This window comes from Sporomusaceae bacterium, assembly GCA_031460455.1.
Classification (GTDB): Bacteria; Bacillota; Negativicutes; order Sporomusales; family UBA7701; genus Anaeroselena.
Genome location: JAVKTQ010000002.1, coordinates 438,840 through 457,546, shown reverse-complemented (window position 1 = coordinate 457,546; position 18,707 = coordinate 438,840). Strand labels below are relative to the sequence as shown.

General features: G+C 62.9%; 17 protein-coding genes. All 17 read right to left on the bottom strand.

Annotated elements, in window-relative coordinates:
• Positions 1–203: 203 nt before the first annotated feature.
• Entirely contained in the window at positions 204–2,216 is a 2,013-nt protein-coding gene (locus tag RIN56_06720; GenBank protein ID MDR7866498.1) for a sodium-translocating pyrophosphatase, read from the bottom strand.
• 86 nt (positions 2,217–2,302) lie between these two features.
• Positions 2,303–2,533 (bottom strand): preprotein translocase subunit SecG, encoded by a 231-nt coding sequence (gene secG, locus RIN56_06715; protein MDR7866497.1) that lies wholly within the window; start codon positions 2,531–2,533, stop codon positions 2,303–2,305.
• 415 nt (positions 2,534–2,948) lie between these two features.
• Positions 2,949–3,878 (bottom strand): cysteine synthase A, encoded by a 930-nt coding sequence (gene cysK / locus RIN56_06710; GenBank protein ID MDR7866496.1) that lies wholly within the window; start codon positions 3,876–3,878, stop codon positions 2,949–2,951.
• Positions 3,879–4,046: 168 nt separating this feature from the next.
• Positions 4,047–5,333, bottom strand: coding sequence for a phosphopyruvate hydratase (eno, locus tag RIN56_06705; protein MDR7866495.1), 1,287 nt, complete (start codon positions 5,331–5,333; stop codon positions 4,047–4,049).
• A complete protein-coding gene (gene gpmI / locus RIN56_06700) occupies positions 5,333–6,877 on the bottom strand; it encodes a 2,3-bisphosphoglycerate-independent phosphoglycerate mutase (protein MDR7866494.1) in 1,545 nt (514 codons plus the stop codon). Before gpmI ends, eno begins: the two co-directional genes overlap by 1 nt.
• Positions 6,878–6,891: 14 nt before the next feature.
• Complete coding sequence (tpiA, locus tag RIN56_06695; protein ID MDR7866493.1) at positions 6,892–7,638, bottom strand: triose-phosphate isomerase; 747 nt, start codon at positions 7,636–7,638, stop codon at positions 6,892–6,894.
• A 35-nt stretch (positions 7,639–7,673) separates the two neighbouring features.
• Positions 7,674–8,855: a phosphoglycerate kinase gene (locus RIN56_06690; GenBank protein ID MDR7866492.1), complete on the bottom strand. Its 1,182-nt coding sequence runs from the start codon at positions 8,853–8,855 to the stop codon at positions 7,674–7,676.
• A gap of 161 nt (positions 8,856–9,016) precedes the next feature.
• Positions 9,017–10,024: an ArsJ-associated glyceraldehyde-3-phosphate dehydrogenase gene (locus tag RIN56_06685; GenBank protein ID MDR7866491.1), complete on the bottom strand. Its 1,008-nt coding sequence runs from the start codon at positions 10,022–10,024 to the stop codon at positions 9,017–9,019.
• 21 nt (positions 10,025–10,045) lie between these two features.
• Complete coding sequence (locus tag RIN56_06680; GenBank protein ID MDR7866490.1) at positions 10,046–11,071, bottom strand: sugar-binding domain-containing protein; 1,026 nt, start codon at positions 11,069–11,071, stop codon at positions 10,046–10,048.
• Between the two features lie 205 nt (positions 11,072–11,276).
• Positions 11,277–11,981, bottom strand: a complete 705-nt coding sequence (locus tag RIN56_06675) for an SIMPL domain-containing protein (protein MDR7866489.1) — start codon at positions 11,979–11,981, stop codon at positions 11,277–11,279.
• Positions 11,982–12,057: 76 nt separating this feature from the next.
• The gene (locus tag RIN56_06670) at positions 12,058–12,462 is read right to left on the bottom strand and encodes a hypothetical protein (GenBank protein ID MDR7866488.1); all 405 of its coding nucleotides are present in this window, start codon (positions 12,460–12,462) and stop codon (positions 12,058–12,060) included.
• Between the two features lie 309 nt (positions 12,463–12,771).
• Entirely contained in the window at positions 12,772–13,767 is a 996-nt protein-coding gene (locus tag RIN56_06665; GenBank protein MDR7866487.1) for a D-cysteine desulfhydrase, read from the bottom strand.
• A 152-nt stretch (positions 13,768–13,919) separates the two neighbouring features.
• Positions 13,920–14,657 carry an FCD domain-containing protein gene (locus RIN56_06660; GenBank protein MDR7866486.1) on the bottom strand — a complete coding sequence of 246 codons (738 nt, stop codon included), beginning with the start codon at positions 14,655–14,657 and terminating at the stop codon, positions 13,920–13,922.
• A gap of 74 nt (positions 14,658–14,731) precedes the next feature.
• Positions 14,732–16,030, bottom strand: coding sequence for an FAD-dependent oxidoreductase (locus tag RIN56_06655; protein ID MDR7866485.1), 1,299 nt, complete (start codon positions 16,028–16,030; stop codon positions 14,732–14,734).
• Between the two features lie 228 nt (positions 16,031–16,258).
• Positions 16,259–17,722 (bottom strand): hypothetical protein, encoded by a 1,464-nt coding sequence (locus tag RIN56_06650; protein MDR7866484.1) that lies wholly within the window; start codon positions 17,720–17,722, stop codon positions 16,259–16,261.
• A 32-nt stretch (positions 17,723–17,754) separates the two neighbouring features.
• Positions 17,755–18,216, bottom strand: a complete 462-nt coding sequence (locus RIN56_06645) for a RidA family protein (protein ID MDR7866483.1) — start codon at positions 18,214–18,216, stop codon at positions 17,755–17,757.
• Between the two features lie 30 nt (positions 18,217–18,246).
• Entirely contained in the window at positions 18,247–18,699 is a 453-nt protein-coding gene (locus RIN56_06640) for a hypothetical protein (GenBank protein ID MDR7866482.1), read from the bottom strand.
• Positions 18,700–18,707 lie beyond the last annotated feature (8 nt).

The following is an 18,707-nucleotide window of genomic DNA, read 5'->3' as shown; positions in this document are numbered from 1 at the left end:
TTCGGCTCCCGACGATACCTTTATCCGTTTCCGCGACCACCCTCTTCGCCATTTATCCCATTAAGAACGATTACGCTTCATTTATTCGCCGCCGCCTAGTTAATTCCTTCCATTTATGTAATAATTATGATGCGCGGCATCGCCAAAAACCAAGGGCCGCAGCCGGGTATCCCGGTGCTGCGGCCCACATCGTCGTGGAACGGTTACTTGAGGAGATGGGGGACAATACCGCCATACTTGACGAACACAGGGGCGAATACCAGCGAGACGATCGTCATCAGCTTAATGAGGATGTTCATCGCCGGGCCGGAGGTATCCTTGAAGGGATCGCCGACCGTGTCGCCGACGACCGCGGCCTTGTGGGTGTTGCTGCCCTTGCCGCCGTACTCGCCGCCTTCGATATATTTCTTGGCGTTGTCCCAGGCGCCGCCGGCGTTGGCCATGAATACGGCCACGAGGACGCCGGTCACCAGCGCGCCGGCCACGAAGCCGGCCAAGCTCTCGGTGCCGAGGAGGATGCCCACGACGAGAGGCAGAACGACGGCCAGCGTGCCGGGAACGACCATCTTGTGCAGGGCGGCGCCGGTAGCGATATCGACGCATTTGGCGTGCTCGGCCTTGGCTTTGCCTTCCATCAGGCCGGGGATCTCGCGGAACTGGCGGCGGACTTCTTCGATCATCTCGTTGGCCGCCTTGCCGACGGCTTCCATCGTCAGGGCGCCGAACAGGAAAGGCACCATCGCGCCGATGAACAGGCCGCCGAGGGTTAGCGGGTTAAGAAGATCGATGGCTTTAAGCTCGACCGCTTCCGAATAAGCGGCGAACAGCGCCAGGGCGGTGAGAGCGGCCGAGCCGATGGCAAAGCCCTTGGCGATCGCCGCGGTGGTGTTGCCGACCGCGTCGAGCTTGTCGGTGACTTCGCGGACAGAGTGGGGCAGCTCCGCCATCTCGGCGATGCCGCCGGCGTTGTCGGAGATCGGGCCGTAGGCGTCGACAGCCACGGTGATGCCGGTGGTCGACAGCATGCCGACCGCCGCCAGCGAAATGCCGTAAAGGCCCATCGTGCCGCCGCCCATGACGTAATAGGATACCAGCATGCCGGCCGTCATGAACAGCATCGGCCACATGGTGGAATACATGCCGACAGCCATGCCGGAGATAATGGTGGTCGCCGGACCGGTCTGCGACTGTTCGGCGATCTTCTTAACGTGGCTGTAATCGCCGGAGGTGTATATTTCGGTTACCTTGCCGATTGCCAGGCCGGAGATCAGACCGGCGGCAATAGCCATAAACGCCTTGAAATTGCCGAACAGGTACTGGCTGAGGACCGCGGCGGCCACGATCGTAAGCCCGCCGGCCACGTAAGTGCCCATGTTGAGGGCGGCCTGGGGGTTGTCCGCGTTGCTGCCGCGGCCGACCATTATGCCGATTATCGATGCCACGATGCCGAGGGCGCAGAGCGCGATCGGGAAAAGGATGCCTTCGCCGCCCTTGAAGAGAACGGCGCCGAGCGCAAAGGCGGAAACCATGGCTCCGACATAGGACTCGAACAGGTCGGCGCCCATGCCGGCCACGTCGCCGACGTTATCGCCGACGTTGTCGGCGATAACCGCCGGGTTGCGGGGATCGTCTTCGGGGATGCCGGCCTCGACCTTGCCGACAAGGTCGGCGCCGACGTCGGCCGCTTTAGTGTAAATACCGCCGCCGACACGGGCGAAGAGCGCAATGGAGCTCGCTCCCAGGCTGAAGCCGGCGATATAGTTTACATCCTTGGCGAATACCAGGAACATGATGCCCAGGCCGAGCACGCCCAGACCGGCCACCGACATGCCCATGACGGCGCCGCCGGAGAAAGCGATCTTGATGGCGGCCCCCATGCCGTGGCGGGCGGCTTCGGTCGTGCGCACGTTGGCTTTGGTGGCCACCTGCATGCCGAAATAGCCGGCCAGCACCGAGCAAACCGCGCCGGCGATGTAACAGACGGCTGTCTGCCAATTGATGAAGAAGGATAAGATTATGAAGACAGCTATGGCGAAAATGACCAGATAACGGTACTCGCGATACAGGAAGGCCATGGCTCCCTCGTGAATATAGCCGGCGATTTCGCGCATCCGCTCGTTGCCGGCGTCGGCCTTGGCGATGTTGCTGGCCAGAAAGAAAGCGAATATCAGCGCCAAAGCGCCTGCCAGCGTAGAAATAAGCAAATAGGTATCCAAACTACCACTCCTCCTTACAGGCAATAAATTACGGGAAATGAGTTACATTTCCCGGAATCTCCGTGGAACATTTTTCCCGGAATTGTCTACATCGACATCTTGGCCAGGGCCAGGGTAACGACGCCGAAAAGAACGCCAAGCACCATCGTGGCCTTGGAAAGGATTTCGTCCAGGCCTTTCTTCTTGCCGCCGAAAATGGTCTCGGCGCCGCCGGCGATCGCTCCCGACATGCCGGCGCTCTTGCTGGACTGCATCACTACGACGGCGATTATCGCGATGGACAGTATGCCGTCGAGAATCATAAGCGCGTTATACACTAACTTTACACCCCCTACCCTTTTGTACCACTTTATTTTACCAAATAGCAAATAGCTTGACAATCGCCTTTCGCGATATATTTTCACTGTTTCACACAAATAATATACACCGTTTACCAAAATGTGTTGCATTATTTGGCAAATAAATGAAGAAGAGGGCCATCGGCCCTCTGAATAATATCATCCCTCTTGAATTACCGGAGGCCGCCTAGAAAGACCCAGATGCACGTCCTGACTATCTCGACCTTATCAGCGGTCTATGCTGTAGGCGATTATCTCACGTGCAGTGTGCGGGGCGCACCGGAGGAGCAAGTGCGCAAGTTCTTGGCGCTTCAGCGCCTAGAACTGCGGCCTGCCCCCTGCGGGTGCGCCGCAGATGGGCTTTATAGGCGGCTTCCCTTGTTTTGAGACCAAATCAGAACAGGCAGGTGCTGAGGTACCGCTCCCCCGTATCCGGCAGCACCGTCACCACGCTCTTGCCGGGGCCGAGTTTCTGGGCGATCTTGATGGCGGCGCAGGCGTTGGTCCCGCTGGAAACGCCGCAGAGGATGCCTTCCTCGCGGGCCAGGCGGCGGGCGGTCTCGCAGGCCTCGTCGTCGCTGACCAGCACGAGGTCGTCGATGATGTCGCGGTTCAATATGGGCGGGATGACGCCGTCGCCGATGCCCTGCTGGACATGGTGGCCGATCGGCTTGCCGGCCAGGATGGCGGCGTTATCCGGCTCGGCGGCGATGATCATGACGCCCGGATAGGCCTTCTTGAGAACTTCGCCGATGCCGGTTATGGTGCCGCCGGTGCCGAAGCCGGCCACGAACGCGTCCACCGGGCCCGTCATCTGGGCGAGGATCTCCTGCCCGGTTGTGCGGCGGTGGATATCGGGGTTGTTGACGTTTTCGAATTGCCGGGGCAGGAAGACGCGGCTGTCTTTGGCGGCCATTTCGCCGGCCACGGCCAGCGCGCTTTCGATAGCCTCGGTGATGCTTGCGCCGGCCGGAGTGAGGATTATCTCCGCCCCATAGGCCTTGATGAGCTTCTGCCGTTCCACGCTCATATTCTCAGGCATGACGATCCGGACCTTGTAGCCCTTCACGGCGCCGATCATCGCCATGGCGATCCCCTGATTGCCGCTCGTCACCTCGACGATGACCGAGTCGAGCTTGAGCTGGCCGGCCCGCTCGGCCGCCTCGATCATGCCGAGGGCGGTGCGGGTCTTGATGCTGCCGCCGGGGTTGACGCATTCCACCTTGGCATAAATCTTCGCCCCGCCAGCCGGCGAAGTACGTCCCAGATAAACAAGTGGCGTTTTGCCCACCGCGTCGAGAATCGTGCTGCAACATTTCTGCATTTCTAATTTCCCCCTCCGCCGAATATCCGATAAAAATATAATGTATAATTCCTCCCATGGATATTCTTTCCCTGCCACCCGGATAGAAATAAAAGAAAAGACTTGGTTATGGCGTTATACGCATGAAAAAGAAGCCCCGGCGCGCGCCGGGGCTTCCCGATATCTCGCTTACTTCCTGCGGTTGTAGAACACGTCGTTGCCTCTGAACCCGGCAGCCTCGCCCAGCTCCTCCTCAATGCGCAGCAGCTGGTTGTACTTGGCCACCCGGTCGGTGCGGGCCGGAGCGCCGGTCTTGATCTGGCCGGCGTTGACGGCTACGGCGATGTCGGCGATGGTCGCGTCCTCGGTCTCGCCTGAGCGGTGGGAGATGACGCAGGTGTAGCCGGCCCGTTTGGCCATCTCGATTGTGTCGAAGGTCTCGGTGAGTGTGCCGATCTGGTTGACCTTAATGAGAATGGAGTTGGCGGTGTGCGACTTGATGCCGCGCGCCAGACGCTCGGTATTGGTGACGAACAGGTCGTCGCCGACGATCTGGATTTTGCCGCCGAGCTTGTCGGTCATCAGTTTCCAGCCGTCCCAGTCGTCCTCGGCCAGCCCGTCTTCGATCGAAACGATGGGATATTTCTCGACCAGACTGGCATAGTAGTCTACCATCTGGGCCGCGCTCAGCGTTTTTCCCTCGCCGGCCAGCACATACGAGCCGTCCTTGTAAAACTCCGTGGCTGCCGGATCGAGCGCCAGCGCCACCTGCTCGCCGGGCTTGTAGCCGGCTTTCTCGATCGCGGCCACGATAACCTTGAGGGCTTCCTCATTGGACGCCAGGTTGGGCGCGAAGCCGCCTTCGTCGCCGATAGCCGTCGCCAGACCCTTATCCTTGAGGACCTTCTTCAGCGTGTGGTATATCTCGGCGCACATCCTGAGCGCCTCGGCCCAGGAGACGGCGCCGACCGGCATGACCATGAACTCCTGGATGTCGACATTGTTGTCGGCGTGCTTGCCGCCGTTCATGATGTTCATCATCGGCACGGGAAGTTCCTTGGCGTTGATGCCGCCGAGGTACTTGTAGAGCGGCATCCCTAAAGAAATCGCCGCCGCCTTGGCGACCGCCATCGACACGCCGAGGATGGCGTTGGCGCCCAGCTTGGCTTTGTTGGGGGTACCGTCGAGTTTCAGCATGATGGCGTCGATGTCGTTCTGGTCGAGGGCGTCGAGACCGATGATCTCGTTGGCGATGAGGTCGTTGACATTCTCCACCGCCTGCAGGACGCCCTTGCCCTGGTAGCGGCCCTTGTCGCCGTCGCGCAGTTCGACAGCCTCGTACGCGCCCGTGGAAGCCCCCGAGGGCACGGCGGCGCGGCCCAGCGAGCCGTCCTCCAGCACCACGTCCACCTCCACGGTGGGGTTGCCGCGCGAATCCATGATCTCGCGGGCGAATACATCGGTGATAGTTGTCATTATTTTCCCTCCTTGATGATAAGCGTACTGCCGGTCATTTCCGCCGGCGCGTTGAGCGAGGCCAGGTCGAGGATCGTCGGGGCGATGTCGGCGAGGATGCCGGCGCGGAGCTTGGCCTGGCGGTGCTTCTCGGAAACGAGGATGAAAGGCACGGGGTTCAGCGTATGGGCGGTCAGCACCCCGCCGTTGCAGGCGTCGATCATGCAGTCGGCGTTGCCGTGGTCGGCGGTGATGCAGGCGATGCCGCCGCGGTCGCGGATGGCGTCCGTCACCCGGCCGACACACTTGTCGACGACCCCCACCGCCTGGATGGCGGCGTCCAGATCGCCTGTATGGCCGACCATATCGCCGTTGGCGAAATTCACCACGATAAGGTCGTACTTGCCGGAGCGGATCTCGACCACTACCCGGTCGGTGACCTCCACGGCGCTCATTTCCGGCTTGAGGTCGTAAGTCGCCACCTTCGGCGACGGGATGAGCGCCCGGTCCTCGCCGGGCAGCGGCCTCTCCTCGCCGCCGTTGAAAAAGTAGGTGACGTGAGCGTATTTCTCCGTCTCGGCGATACGCAGCTGGGTGAACCCGGCGGCGCTGAAAACCTCGCCGAGCGTGTTCCTTATGTACTGGGGCGGAAAGGCGACCGGCGACGGCAGCGTCTCGTCGTACTGGGTGAAAGTGGCGAAATGGAGCGGCATATAGTCGCGCGGAAAGGCCGCGAAATCCTTGTCGGTGAACACGCGGGTCAGCTGGCGGGCCCGGTCGGGACGGAAATTGAAGAAGATTACGCCGTCGCCTGCCTTGATGCCGCACTCGCCGCAGCTTTCCACAATCGTCGGCAGCACGAACTCGTCCGTCTCGCCACGCGCGTAGGCCTGCTCCACCGCCGCCCTGGCAGTAGGGGCACGCTCCCCCTCGCCGCGCACGAGGGCGGCGTAAGCCTTCTCGACCCTGTCCCAGCGCTTGTCGCGGTCCATGGCATAGTAGCGGCCGGAAACAGTGGCGATGCGGCCGACACCCAGCTCGGCCGCCTTGGCCTCGAGGGCGTCGATGAACTGGCGGGCGCTCGAGGGCGGCACGTCGCGCCCGTCGAGATAAGCGTGGATATAAACCTTCGCCAGGCCGGCGCGCTTGGCCATTTCCAGCAGGCCGTAGATGTGTTCGATATGGCTGTGGACGCCGCCGTCCGACACCAGGCCCATCAGGTGGAGGGCGGAACCGCTCCTCTTCACCGCCGCCATCACCTCGCCCAGCACCGGGTTGGCGAAAAAGTCGCCGTCGCGGATGGCTTTCGAGATGCGGGTCAGCTCCTGATAGACGACGCGCCCCGCGCCGATATTCAGATGGCCCACCTCGGAGTTGCCCATCTGCCCGTCCGGCAGGCCGACCGCCTCACCGGCGCAGGCCAGCACGGTATTCGGGTAGAGTTCGGCAAGGAGGGTCAGGTGGGGGGTATCGCCGCGGGCGATGGCGTTGCTGGCGTCGCACGCGTCGCCGACCCCCCACCCGTCGAGGATGACCAGCGCAATTGGTGTGGCGAGTTTACTCACAATATCAACTCGTTTCAATATTTGACGATTTTGGCGAAGGAGGTCGCGTCCAGGCTGGCGCCGCCGACCAGAGCGCCGTCGATGTCGGTCTTGCCCATCAGCTCGGCGATATTGTCGGCCTTGACGCTGCCGCCATACTGGATGCGCATCGCGTCGGCCGCGGCCTGGCCAAACAGCTCGGTCGCCAGCCTCCGGATAAAGGCGCACACCGCGTTGGCGTCATCGGCGGAGGCGGTGCGGCCCGTGCCGATGGCCCACACCGGCTCGTAGGCAACGACCAGGGCGGCCGCCTGGGCGGCGGTCAACCCGGCCAGCCCCTGGCGGACCTGCCGGTCCACCACTTGTTCGGTATCGCCCGCTTCGCGTTCGGCCAGCGTCTCGCCCACGCACACGATCGGGCCGAGGCCGCCCGCGATGGCGGCGTGGAGCTTTTTATTCACCGTCTCGTCCGTCTCGGCGAAATACTGGCGCCGCTCGGAATGGCCGATGATAACATAGTCGCAGCCGGCGTCCCTGAGCATCGGGGCCGAAACCTCGCCGGTGAAGGCGCCCTGCTTCTCCCAATGCATATCCTGGGCGCCCAGCCTGATCGCCGTGCCGGCGAGCGCCGCCTTGGCGGCCGCCAGCGCCGTGAAAGGCGGGCAGACGACCACCTCGGCCGCCGCCCCTGCGGTCAGCGGAGCCAATTCTTTAATCAAGGCAACCGTTTCCGCGATCGTTTTGTGCATCTTCCAGTTGCCTGCGATTATCGGTTTTCTCATGTATTTACCTCCTCGCGGCCGTTCTCATACCATTATTACTTATCAGCGAGTGCCGCCACGCCAGGCAGCACCTTGCCTTCCAAAAACTCCAGCGACGCGCCGCCGCCGGTCGAGATATGGCTGATCTTATCCTGCAGACCGGCCTTCTCGATCGCCGCCACCGAGTCGCCGCCGCCGACGACGCTCACCGCTCCCGATGTGGCCACCGCCGCCGCCACGGCGACCGTGCCCTTGGCGAAGGCGTCCATCTCGAACACGCCCATCGGGCCGTTCCAGACGATCAGCTTGGCGCCGGCAAGCGCGGCCGCGAAAGCGGCCGCGGACACCGGGCCGATATCAAGAGCCATCCAGTCCGCGGGGATGGCGTCGGCGCTCACAGTTTTGGCGGCCGCGTCGGCGGCGAAGCGGTCGGCAACGGTTACGTCGGCCGGCAGCAGCAGCTTGACGCCCCGCTTAGCCGCTTCCTTGATCAGCGAGCCGGCCAGTTCGATCTTATCTTCCTCCACCAGCGACTTGCCGGTGGAAAAGCCCTGAGCGGCGAGGAAGGTGTTGGCCATACCGCCGCCGATGATGAGAGTGTCGACCTTGGTCAGCAGGTTGGCGATCACGCCGATCTTATCCGACACCTTCGCGCCGCCGATGATGGCGACATAAGGATGGGGAGGCTTGCCAACCGCCCGGCTGAGGAAGTCGATCTCCTTCTCCAGCAGGAAACCGGCCGCCGCCGGCAGATACTTTGTTATCCCCTCCACCGAAGCGTGGGCCCGGTGGGAGACGCCGAACGCGTCGTTCACATATGTATCGGCCAGCGCTGCAAGCTGGCGGGCAAACTCGGGATCGTTTTTCTCCTCTTCCTTGTGAAAACGGAGGTTCTCCAGCATCAGCACCTGGCCGGGCTTCAGCGCCTTGGCCGGGCCTTCGGCCGCCGCGCCGACGCAGTCGGCCGCGAACAGCACCTCAATGCCGAGCAGGTCGGACAGCCGTTTCGCCACCGGCGCAAGCGAGAACTCGGCGGCGGGACCGCCCTTCGGGCGGCCGAGATGGCTGGCGAGGATGACGGCCGCGCCCTTCGCCAGCAGGTGGCGCAGGGTGGGCAGCGTCGCCCTTATGCGGGTATCGTCGGTGATACTGCCGCCGTCCATCGGAACATTGTAGTCCACCCGTACCAGCACCTTCTTGCCGGCAAAATCGATATCGCGGATGGTCTTCTTATTCATTCGCACACCTCCACAGAACCCCTAAGGCTTAATGACGCAAACGCGCCTCAAAAGAAAACTCGGCTTGCGCCGAGCCTTCAGGCGCAGACGTAAGCCTAGTTTTACCCTTATCCTATCAGAAAATTGCTCTTTCCGAAAGGAAATAGCTGGTTAATTTTCCGTTAAATTCCCTTCTTGGCGATGAGAGCCACGAGATCGACGACCCTGTTCGAATAGCCCCACTCGTTGTCGTACCAGGAGATGACCTTGACGAGCGAGCCGTCCACCACCATCGTCGACAGCGCGTCGATGATCGAGGATCGGGGGTCGCCGTTGTAGTCGCGGGATACGAGCGGCTTTTCGGAGTAGCCGAGGATGCCCTTGAGCTCGTTTTCGCTGGCTGCCTTAAGAGCGGCGTTGACCTCTTCGACCGTGGTCGGTTTCTCCACCTCGACCACCAGATCGGTGATCGAAACATTGGGAGTCGGAATGCGCAGCGAGAAGCCGTTGAGCTTGCCCTTGAGTTCGGGCAGCACCAGAGCGACCGCCTTGGCGGCGCCGGTGGTCGTCGGGATGATCGACATCGCCGCGGCCCGTGCCCGGCGCAGATCCTTGTGGGGCAGGTCGAGGATCTGCTGGTCGTTGGTGTAGGAGTGAACGGTGGTCATCATGCCGTGCTTGATGCCGAACTTCTCGTGCAGCACCTTGGCGAACGGCGCCAGGCAGTTGGTCGTGCAGGAAGCGTTGGAGACAATGTGGTGCTTGGCTGGGTCGTACTTGGCATCGTTGACGCCCATGACGATGGTGATATCCTCGCCCTTCGCCGGGGCGGAGATGATGACCTTTTTGGCGCCGGCCTTGAGATGGGCGGCCGCCTTCTCGGCGTCGGTAAACCGGCCGGTGGACTCGACCACCACGCTCACCCCGAGGCTGCCCCAGGGGAGATTGGCGGGGTCGCGCTCGGCGAGCACCTTGATCGTTTTGCCGTTGACGACGATATTCCCTTCTTTGGCTTCGACCTCGGCGGCCAGCGTGCCGTGGACCGAGTCGTACTTGAGGAGATGGGCCAGCGTTTCCGCGTCGGTCAGGTCGTTGACAGCCACGATGTCCAGCGCCGGATTGCCGAGCGCCGCTCGGAACACGTTGCGGCCGATACGGCCGAAACCGTTGATCCCTACTTTAATTGCCATGATATATTCCTCCTTATTTTGTCAGCGCTTTATAATTTCCCTGATAGCCCGGGCCGCCCCCTCGTCGGTGACAAGCACGTCGCGGCTGCCGGCGGCGGTCACCGCCACAATGGCGGCCGCCTTCTTACGGCCGCCGGCCACGGCTATGACCCGTCCCACATTGCTGAGATCATCGAGGCGCAACCCGATGCTGTCGGTTGTATAAACAATTTCGCCGCCAATCGTGGCGTACTGGCCGAGCGCTTCGCCCGCCGCCCCCCGCGCCCTGAGCTCGTTCATCAGCGCCGGTGCGATGACGCGCCTTGCCGCCATCGCTTCGGCCAAGCCGACGCCGTGCAGGACGACATCCGCCCGGCGGATAAGCTCGTCGACGGCCCGCAGGTTGGCGTCGTGGGCGAGCAGCACATCGAGAGCCTCGCCGCCCACGCCGTCGGGCAGGTGGAGCAGCCGGTAGCGGCCGCCCAGCTTGCCGGCCATGACGGCCGCGATGGTGTTGGCCTGGTATTCCACCTTCTCCCCCAGGCCGCCGCGGGCCGGCACGATCGTCACATCCCGCGCCGCCGCGGACGCGGCCTCGGCCACCCAGGCCATCGTCGACCCGCCGCTCACGGCAACGGTCATATTATCTCCCAGATACCCGCCGAGTACTCCGGCGGCGGCCCGTCCCAGCTCGCGCAGCGAGGCGGGGTCGGCGTCAGCGTCGCCGCGGGTGATCACCACCCGCCGCACCCCCAGGCGGTCGGCCAGTTCCTCCTCCAGGGCGGAAAACCCGTGGAGGACCCTGACATACCCGGCCAGTTCGTCGAGCACCGCCTGCCCCTCGTCGGTGACCGACATCCCCAGGGGCGTGAAGTCGATCAGGCCGGCGGCCTTGAGAAAATCCACCTGGGCCCGCACCACCCGTTCGCCCATGCCCAGGGCGACGGCAAGCGCCCGCCGTCCTACCGGCTGGGCGAACTGGATCTGGCGGAGGATATTGAACCTGTCTTCGATCACGCCGATCAGCTCGGGGGCGATCCTGCGGTGCAAGGCGACTGCTTTTTCCACTGGCGCCCTCCTCCGGGATAACATTTGTCCCGCTGGTACATTATATGTCCCGGCATACAAATAATCATACTCTTATTTTATTTTTATTCGCTTTTTTCCCTTTTATTCCTGCCGGCAAAAGGATAATTTGTCCTCGAAAAGAAAATAATTCCCCGGCCGTTATGGCCGGGGAAGCTGCGTTCGTCTCTTACGACACTCCTTACCCTTACATCCCGAAGACGAGATTCACGTCCACGCTCACCGTCAGCGTCCCCGCCTCGATCGGCGCCCCCGCCGCTTTGAACGACCGCAGGGCGTCGGTCTGCACCGGCATATAGCGACCGGCTTCCGTCACCGACAGCGGCTGGCCGAGGGCGACGCCGAGGGCGTCGGCCATCACCGACGCTTTGTGGCGGCCGTCCTGCACCGCTTTGCGCAGCAGCTCGTCGTACAGCCGTCCGTCGTCCTTGACGGCGAAGCGCAGACCCTGAAACTGATTTGCGCCGGCCGCGAAAGCGGCATCGATCACCGGGCCGATCTTGCCGAGGTCCTCCACCTTCACAGTCACGCTGTTCTGCAGGCGGTAGCCTGTGATAGCCCCGGGCGAGCCGTCCTTGCCGTCGCTTTTATAGATGGGCTGCAGGGAAAACTGGGATGTGGCGATATTGCTCTTGGCGATGCCCTGGGCGGCAAGGGCGTCGATTATCCGCCGCATCGTCCGGTCGTTGTCCTCGCGGGCCGTCGCGGCGTCCGCGCCGGTGGTGATGATGCCGGCGGTGACGAACGCGATGTCTGGGGCCACCGTCGCTTCGGCGTGGCCGGTAACATTGATTGTGCGGGCCCCTTCGGCGGGGGCGGCGAAAGCTGTGCCGGCCAGGCATGCGGTCAGCAGGGACAGCAAGGTCAGAATAACAAGGCTGCGTTTCAACATCGGAATCCTCCTCGAATATGTATTGACTACCCGTTCACCTGTATAAACGCCGGCCCGCGGAGAAAGTAACGCCCGCTCAGAGAAAAAAATGGATAACAGCCAAACCGGCGAGAACGCCCATGCCAAACCGATGGGCGCGGCGCACCCTCCCGGCCTGCGGCCGGAATTTGAGCAGCCAACCCGAATTGGCCATGAACACCACCGCCGCCGACACCAGCAGGCCGGAGCCGGTCTTGAGGCCGGCCGGGCGGGTCAGCAGCATAACAAAGACATGGTACGCGGCGGCGAGAGAAATAAGCGAGGACAGATAAGGATGGGTGGCGCGGGCTACGATGTCGGCCGTCCGCAGCCAGCCGTTGGCTGCCGGCGAGTCCCTGCGCGCCAGATGTTCGCGCAGCCGGTGGAGGGGATAATACCACGCCGCCGCCGTCAGGAAGCCCAGGGCCGAGTACCCGGCCCACAAAGCCAGCTCATAATCCATGGCAACCCACCCTTTAATTACCCTTTACGGCAAAATTCCCCACCGCTCGACCGGATTCCTTCTGAGAGAAATAACGCGGCATGGCGCTTCCCTCATCCGTTTCTTCCCCGGTCCTTCCCTGAACTGCCGCGGCCGTTCAGAAGCCCCCAGATGCAAGGCGCACCGGATAAGCAGACACACAACGCTTTAGCGTTGATGTGCTCGCTTATACCCGAAAGGGTGCGAGCGCGCCGCGACGCGTACTCGGGCGTACGCTAGCAAGCGCTCTGAGGAGCAACGCCGCAGATGGGGGCTGCTGGGCGGCCGACTCTATACAAACAGCTCAGGATGGGCGAACAGCGCCGGCCAACCGCCGGTATGCAGGAACAACACCCTGCTTCCCGCCGGAAACACGCCTTTGCGGGCCAGGTCGATCAGCCCCGCCATCGCCTTGCCGGTGTACGACGGGTCGAGGAGGATGCCCTCCGTCCCGGCGAGCAGCCTGACCGCCGCCACCATCTCCCCGGTCGGCAGCGTATACCCCGGCCCGAGGTATTCGTCGCGCACCACGATCTCCTCGCGCATTACCGGGCTGGCGATACCAAGATAGTCGGCCGTTTTCCCGATCATCTCCCACACCAGCTTTTCCTGGGCCGCCCGTGGGTTGAGGACGCTGACGCCAATCACCGGGACGCGGCAGCCCTCGCTCCTCAGGCCGAGCAGCAGCCCGCCCTGGGTGCCGGCGCTGCCGCCCGCCACCACGATATTGTCGAAGGCCGTCCCGGCCGCCGCCATCTGGGCGGCGATCTCCTGCCCGCAGGCGACATAGCCGAGGGCGCCGATGGGATTCGAGCCGCCCAGCGGGATGATATAGGGTCGTCGTCCCTCGTCCGCGGCTTCGGCGGCGGCGGCGGCGAGCGCGGCAAGCAGATCCGCGCCCCACGGCACGACCGTTATCCGCTCCACGCCGAGCAAGTGATAAAGAAAGACATTACCGCCGGCGTCCGGCCGGTAGGCGCCGGGGGTCGCCTCCGCCAGGATCAGCCGGCATTTCAGGCCTTCTTTGACCGCCGCCGCCAGCGTCAGCCGGCAATGGTTCGACTGGACCGCCCCGCAGGTGATGAGGGTATCGGCGCCCCGCGCCAGCGCGTCGCCGACCAGAAACTCCAGCTTGCGCGTCTTGTTGCCGCCGCCGGTCAGCCCCAGCAAATCGTCGCGTTTGACGTATATCTCCGGCCCGCCCACCGCCCGCGATAAATTGCCCAGGTATTCGATCGGCGTCCGTCCTTCGGTGTAGCGCCGGCGGGGAAACTGCTCAAGATTCATCGTTATCCTCCTCTGGTTTTTCGTACCGCCACTTATAATGCCCAAAATATTCCAGGGAATAAGTATTGATACGCCCCCATTCGCAGGCGACCCGCAGATGGGGGCTAATCGAGGATATGGGGCATGCAGTCATAGACGCACGCCCCACTTTTTCACTGTTTGTCCTGAACGCCGGCCATCTTCCAGTACTTCTCGACGTCCTTCATCAAATTGTTGATATGCTCGACCATTATCTCGCGGGCGCTGTCGGCCCGGCCGGCGGCGATCGCCTCGGCAAGCCGCTGGTGGTCGATGTAGACCGGGCTCTTGACCCGGCGGCGGATGTACTCGAGAACGGGCGAAAGCTGGGTATCCTGGCGGATGAGGGCGATGGCCGCGCCCAGAACGCGGTTGCCGGCCATACAGGCGACGAGGGCGTGGAAATCGACATCCTCCTGGGCCGCGCCGCCGCCGGCGTCAAGCGCCTGCCGCTGCCTTTCCAGGATTTCGCTCAGTTGGGCGGCCTCCGCATCGCTGCGGTTGACGGCCGCCAGGTAAGCGAGCTCGCTTTCGATAGCCCGCCTGGCCACCAGCACCTCCAGCAGCTGGCCTTTGGTGTGGCCGCGCAGCGAACTGGCGAACTCGATCCCCCACTCGAAACTCTTCTGCCTGTTCATCAGCTCGTCCAGCCGCGCCGTACCCTGCGCCGACAGCGAACGGCCCTGGAAGCCGGCCTTGTCGGTAAAGCCCTGATTGTCCAGGTCGCGCAGCAGCCGGCCGACGGTCGCCTCGCTGATGCTGTGTCCCAAATTCTGCAGAACCTGGCTGATATGGCCGCAACCAACCGGCTGGGTGCTGTCGCGGATGATCGTCAGCAGGTCGCGTTCCAGCTTTTCCCGTTTGCTTAGCATCTGTCTGCCCACCTCTCGAACTGCTAGGGGCCATATGCCTTATTCGTCGCCGGAACGCCTTTTCCTGCCGTCAGTCAGCACACCGGCCGGTCGAAGACGCCGCTCATGCCGGCCTTCTCAACCCTCGCCTTGATGGCGGCGATATCGGTGGTGTAGAGCTTCTCCTGCTGCATGTGCTCGAAGTAGACCGACCCGGAGAAGGTATACTTCTTAGTCAATCCGACCTTGGTCTGCATCTGGCTGCGGACGAAGGCGATGGCGTCGCCGCAGGCCAGGCTGGCGGGAATCTCGATCGGCGCCAGGCCGCAGGCCGCGCGGGCGGCGTTGTGCCCGGCCAGCGTGCCGGTGATGATCGCCTCGGTGTGGCCGACAAGCAGGCCGGCTTTCTCGCCGCCGCAGAACACGTTCGTCAGCCCCTCGACCTTGAGGGCGTTGTCGCGCGGCAGCATCCCCAGATAGCGCATCGAGTTGCCGATGCCGCCGGAATACGGGTCTTCAAAGCGGGCGTTCTCGAAACCGGGCACCTGCCGGAGGATGTCCAGGGGATAGTAAGAGGTCATCAGCTTGGCGTGGCCGGTATCGAGGAGGATGATATTCTCGGCGAACTCCTTCAGGGCGTACTGCTGGCAGGCCTTCTTGGCCAGCGAGCCGATATCCTTCTGGAGGCTGGCGGGCACGGGGATGATGGCCACGCCGGTCGCGTTGAGCTTGTCCTGGATTTCCTTCGAGAGCGAATCCTTGTGGAGCTTGCACGAGCCGCTCATTGCCCCGAAGGTGCCGTCCGCCTTCTCGCCGAGGATTTCCTTCACCCCGGCCTTGGCGGCGATCGAGAAGCGCGGCCCGAAGGTCGGACAGCGGTAAATGCACATCGCGCAGCCGTTGCCGTACTTCATGCAGTTGCCCTGCGGACCGGCGGTGCCGGCCACATCCACAAAGGCGTCGCCGCTCGCCTCGATGGGCTCGCCGTGGAACACGTCGGCAAAAACCTTGGTGATGGCGCCGTCCTTGGCTTCGATATCGCGCACTCTCGCCTGGAGGTGCACGGTCACGCCGGCGGCGAGGAGCGCCTTGCGGACGGCCGGCTCGATGGTCGAAACGTCATAAAGGTTGGCGTGCTTGTGGCCGGGGAACTCGATATTCTTGTGGCGCGAGTTGGCGTCGGCGATCACGAACAGGTTCCCGCCGCCCATGGCGATGGCTTCCTCGGTGGCGGTGAAGCGTCCGTTGTTGCGCATGATGCCGCCCACCAGACCGGTGCCGAGCAGCATATCGGCCCGCTCGAACAGCTCGACCGCACAGCCCGCCTTGCGGGCCGCCAGGGCAGCCGCGCAGCCGGCCCAGCCGCCGCCGACAATGACAACTTTTTTAGCCATGATGTAAGTCCCTCCTTAGCTTCGGTCGCCGATAAGGCCCCATCTGCGGCGTTGCTCCTCAAAGCGCTTGCTTGCGTACATTCCGAGTACGCTTACGATACCGTTGAATATGCCTGTGCATACCTGTCTTAGAAACTAGGTCGCAGAGGGAACGGTGCCGCGCTTTTCCGGTGCGCCTTGCATCTGAGGCCTTCTAGTCGGCCTTAATCTTTCGGTTTAGGCAACCGCCTAGATGATTCCCGCGTATTTGGCGACGATCTCGATCAACTTCACCTGCGCCTGGACGCCGTAACGCATTACGTCCTTCAGCAGGTTGCCCTTGCTGTCGGTGGTGCCGAGGTCGGGGGAGATGTAGATATTGCCGTCGTAGGCCACCGTCGGGATGACGCCCATCTGCGCCATGCCGCTCTGGAAGATATTGGTGCCCGAATACATATCCTCGATCGAGAAGATCGGCAGGCCGAGCTCGCCGTCCTTCCACGTGCCCTCGTAGTTCACTTCGACAGCGCGGGAGTTGTAGGATTTGTTGATAATGATCCCCGCTTTCAGTTTCGGGTGAATCTTGGCAAATTCCTCCTTGACGACGTCAAAGAGATCGTCGACCGCCCTGGTGTAAACCTCGGGGTTGTCGCGCAGCACCTTGAGAACCTGGATCTGGGTGGCCAGAGCTTCCTTGCCGGGATCGAACGTCACGTAAGCCGCCTTGCCGTAAGAAGCGCCGGTGCCCCAGCGGTCGCCGTGCATGCCCATCGCCCGGCGGATGGGCACCATGATGTCTTCCTTGCCGATGATCAGGCCGCTGGTGGCCGCGCCGCTCGCCTTATCCATGCTGTAGATGATGGCGTCGGCGCCCGATTTGCGGATGTCGTGGCCGATGCCAGGCACGCCCCAGGCATTGTCAAGCACGTAGGGGACGTTGTACTCCTTGCACAGCTTGGCGTACAGCTTCTGGAGGACCGGCGTGCCGTCCTTGTCCTTGGCGCCATAGCCGTAACCGGGGGTCTCGTAGGCGAGCGACGTCATGCCGGTGAACATGGCGGCGTGCCGCTCGGCGATTTTCTTCATCTCGACATAGGTCGCCTCAGGGTCGACCTTGGTCAGGAGCGGGACGGGGTGATGCTTGATGCCGTGCACCGGATATTCGGCGCCGGCCACCGGCACGACGATCGTGTCGAGGTTGTTCTGGCGCTTGCCGTAGAAGCCGAGTTCGCCGGGGGTCGATCCGCGGTCGGCGATGAGGTCTTTGTATTTGCCGGGGAAGGGACGCCCGTAGCCGCCCTGGTGGTGGAAATGCTTCTCGTACGGGGCGATGTAGCGGGCGCGGTAGTTGTCGCCCCGGCCCATCGCCGGCGGCGTGAACAGGGAATCGAACGCGACCCACAGGCCGGCTTCGCAGGTGCTGGTAGGCGCGGCGTCGTACTCGTCGCCGTAGATATCCTTGACAAGCTCGCGGATCTGGTCGACCATCACCGCCAGCGGCGTTACAGTCTTGGCGGCTTCCTCGCTGGCTTTCATGATATCGTCGCGCAGAGGCGCCGGGCAGCCGGAGATGCCGCCGGTCATGCCGAACTTGCCGCGGATTTCCTGCGGGATGCCGAGCTCGTCGGCGGCCTTCTTGGCGTCGGCGTAAATGGCAGGTATGTTGGCCTGCAGGCTCTTGTACATCTGGAATTTGTACTTGAATTTGCTCATGTCTTTCTCCTCCTAGTAATTGTGATTTTTATTTACTTAACCTTGACAATCATTTCGACCTCGCACGCGGCATCCAGCGGCAACTCGCTTACTCCCACCGCCGACCGCGCGTGTTCCCCGGCGGCGCCGAACAGCTTGCCCAGCAGCTCGGATGCGCCGTTGACCACCTTGGGCTGGGCATTGAAGCCGGGGGCGCTGGCCACGAAACCCGTCACCTTCACCACCCGCTCGACGCGGTCCAGGCTGCCGATCGCCGCCTTGATGACGCTCAGGCAGTTGAGGGCGCAAACCTGCGCCGCCGCGTAGCCCTGGGCCTCGTCCAGCTCGCGGCCGACCTTGCCCTTGAAGACAAGCTCGCCATTGACGAACGGAATCTGACCGGAGGTATACACATAGCCGTCGCCGGTCGCTACAGCCGGCACGTAAGCCGCCACCGGCTTTGGAGCCGCCGGCAGGCTCAGCCCCATCTCCTTGATTTTTTCTTCCACACTCATTTTGGTCACCTCCCCGGCTTGAACCGGTTTCTATTTCTCATCCCTGCTGGCGACGGTAAACCGCACCGGCATCCCCAGCTCGGCCCCCTGCTCCACCCCGTCGGCCAGCCGGTCGGTGGTCCGGATGACGATGTTGAGGTGGTTGGGCATATGGGTCTCGTCGAAGCCGGCCAGGGTGCCGACCAGCCGTCCGGCGAGGTAAACCCCGTCGCCGGCGACGATCACGCCGCCGTCCTCGATGGCGGCGAAGCCGAGGTATGCTATGCGGTCCACACGGCTGCCGGGCTTGGCGTCCGGCTCGTCGGTGAGGATAAGTTCGTGGATGTCGTGCCGCCTGATGCAGCGGGATATCGGCTTGATAAGCTCCAGGCCGCGGTCTTCCATCTTCCCTCTCAGCACGACCGTCAGCACGCCGGCGACATCGGTCTTGGCTGCGTAGGGATTGGAAGTGAATTTGCCGGCTGCGTAGGGATCTTGTTTCATGAACGGTT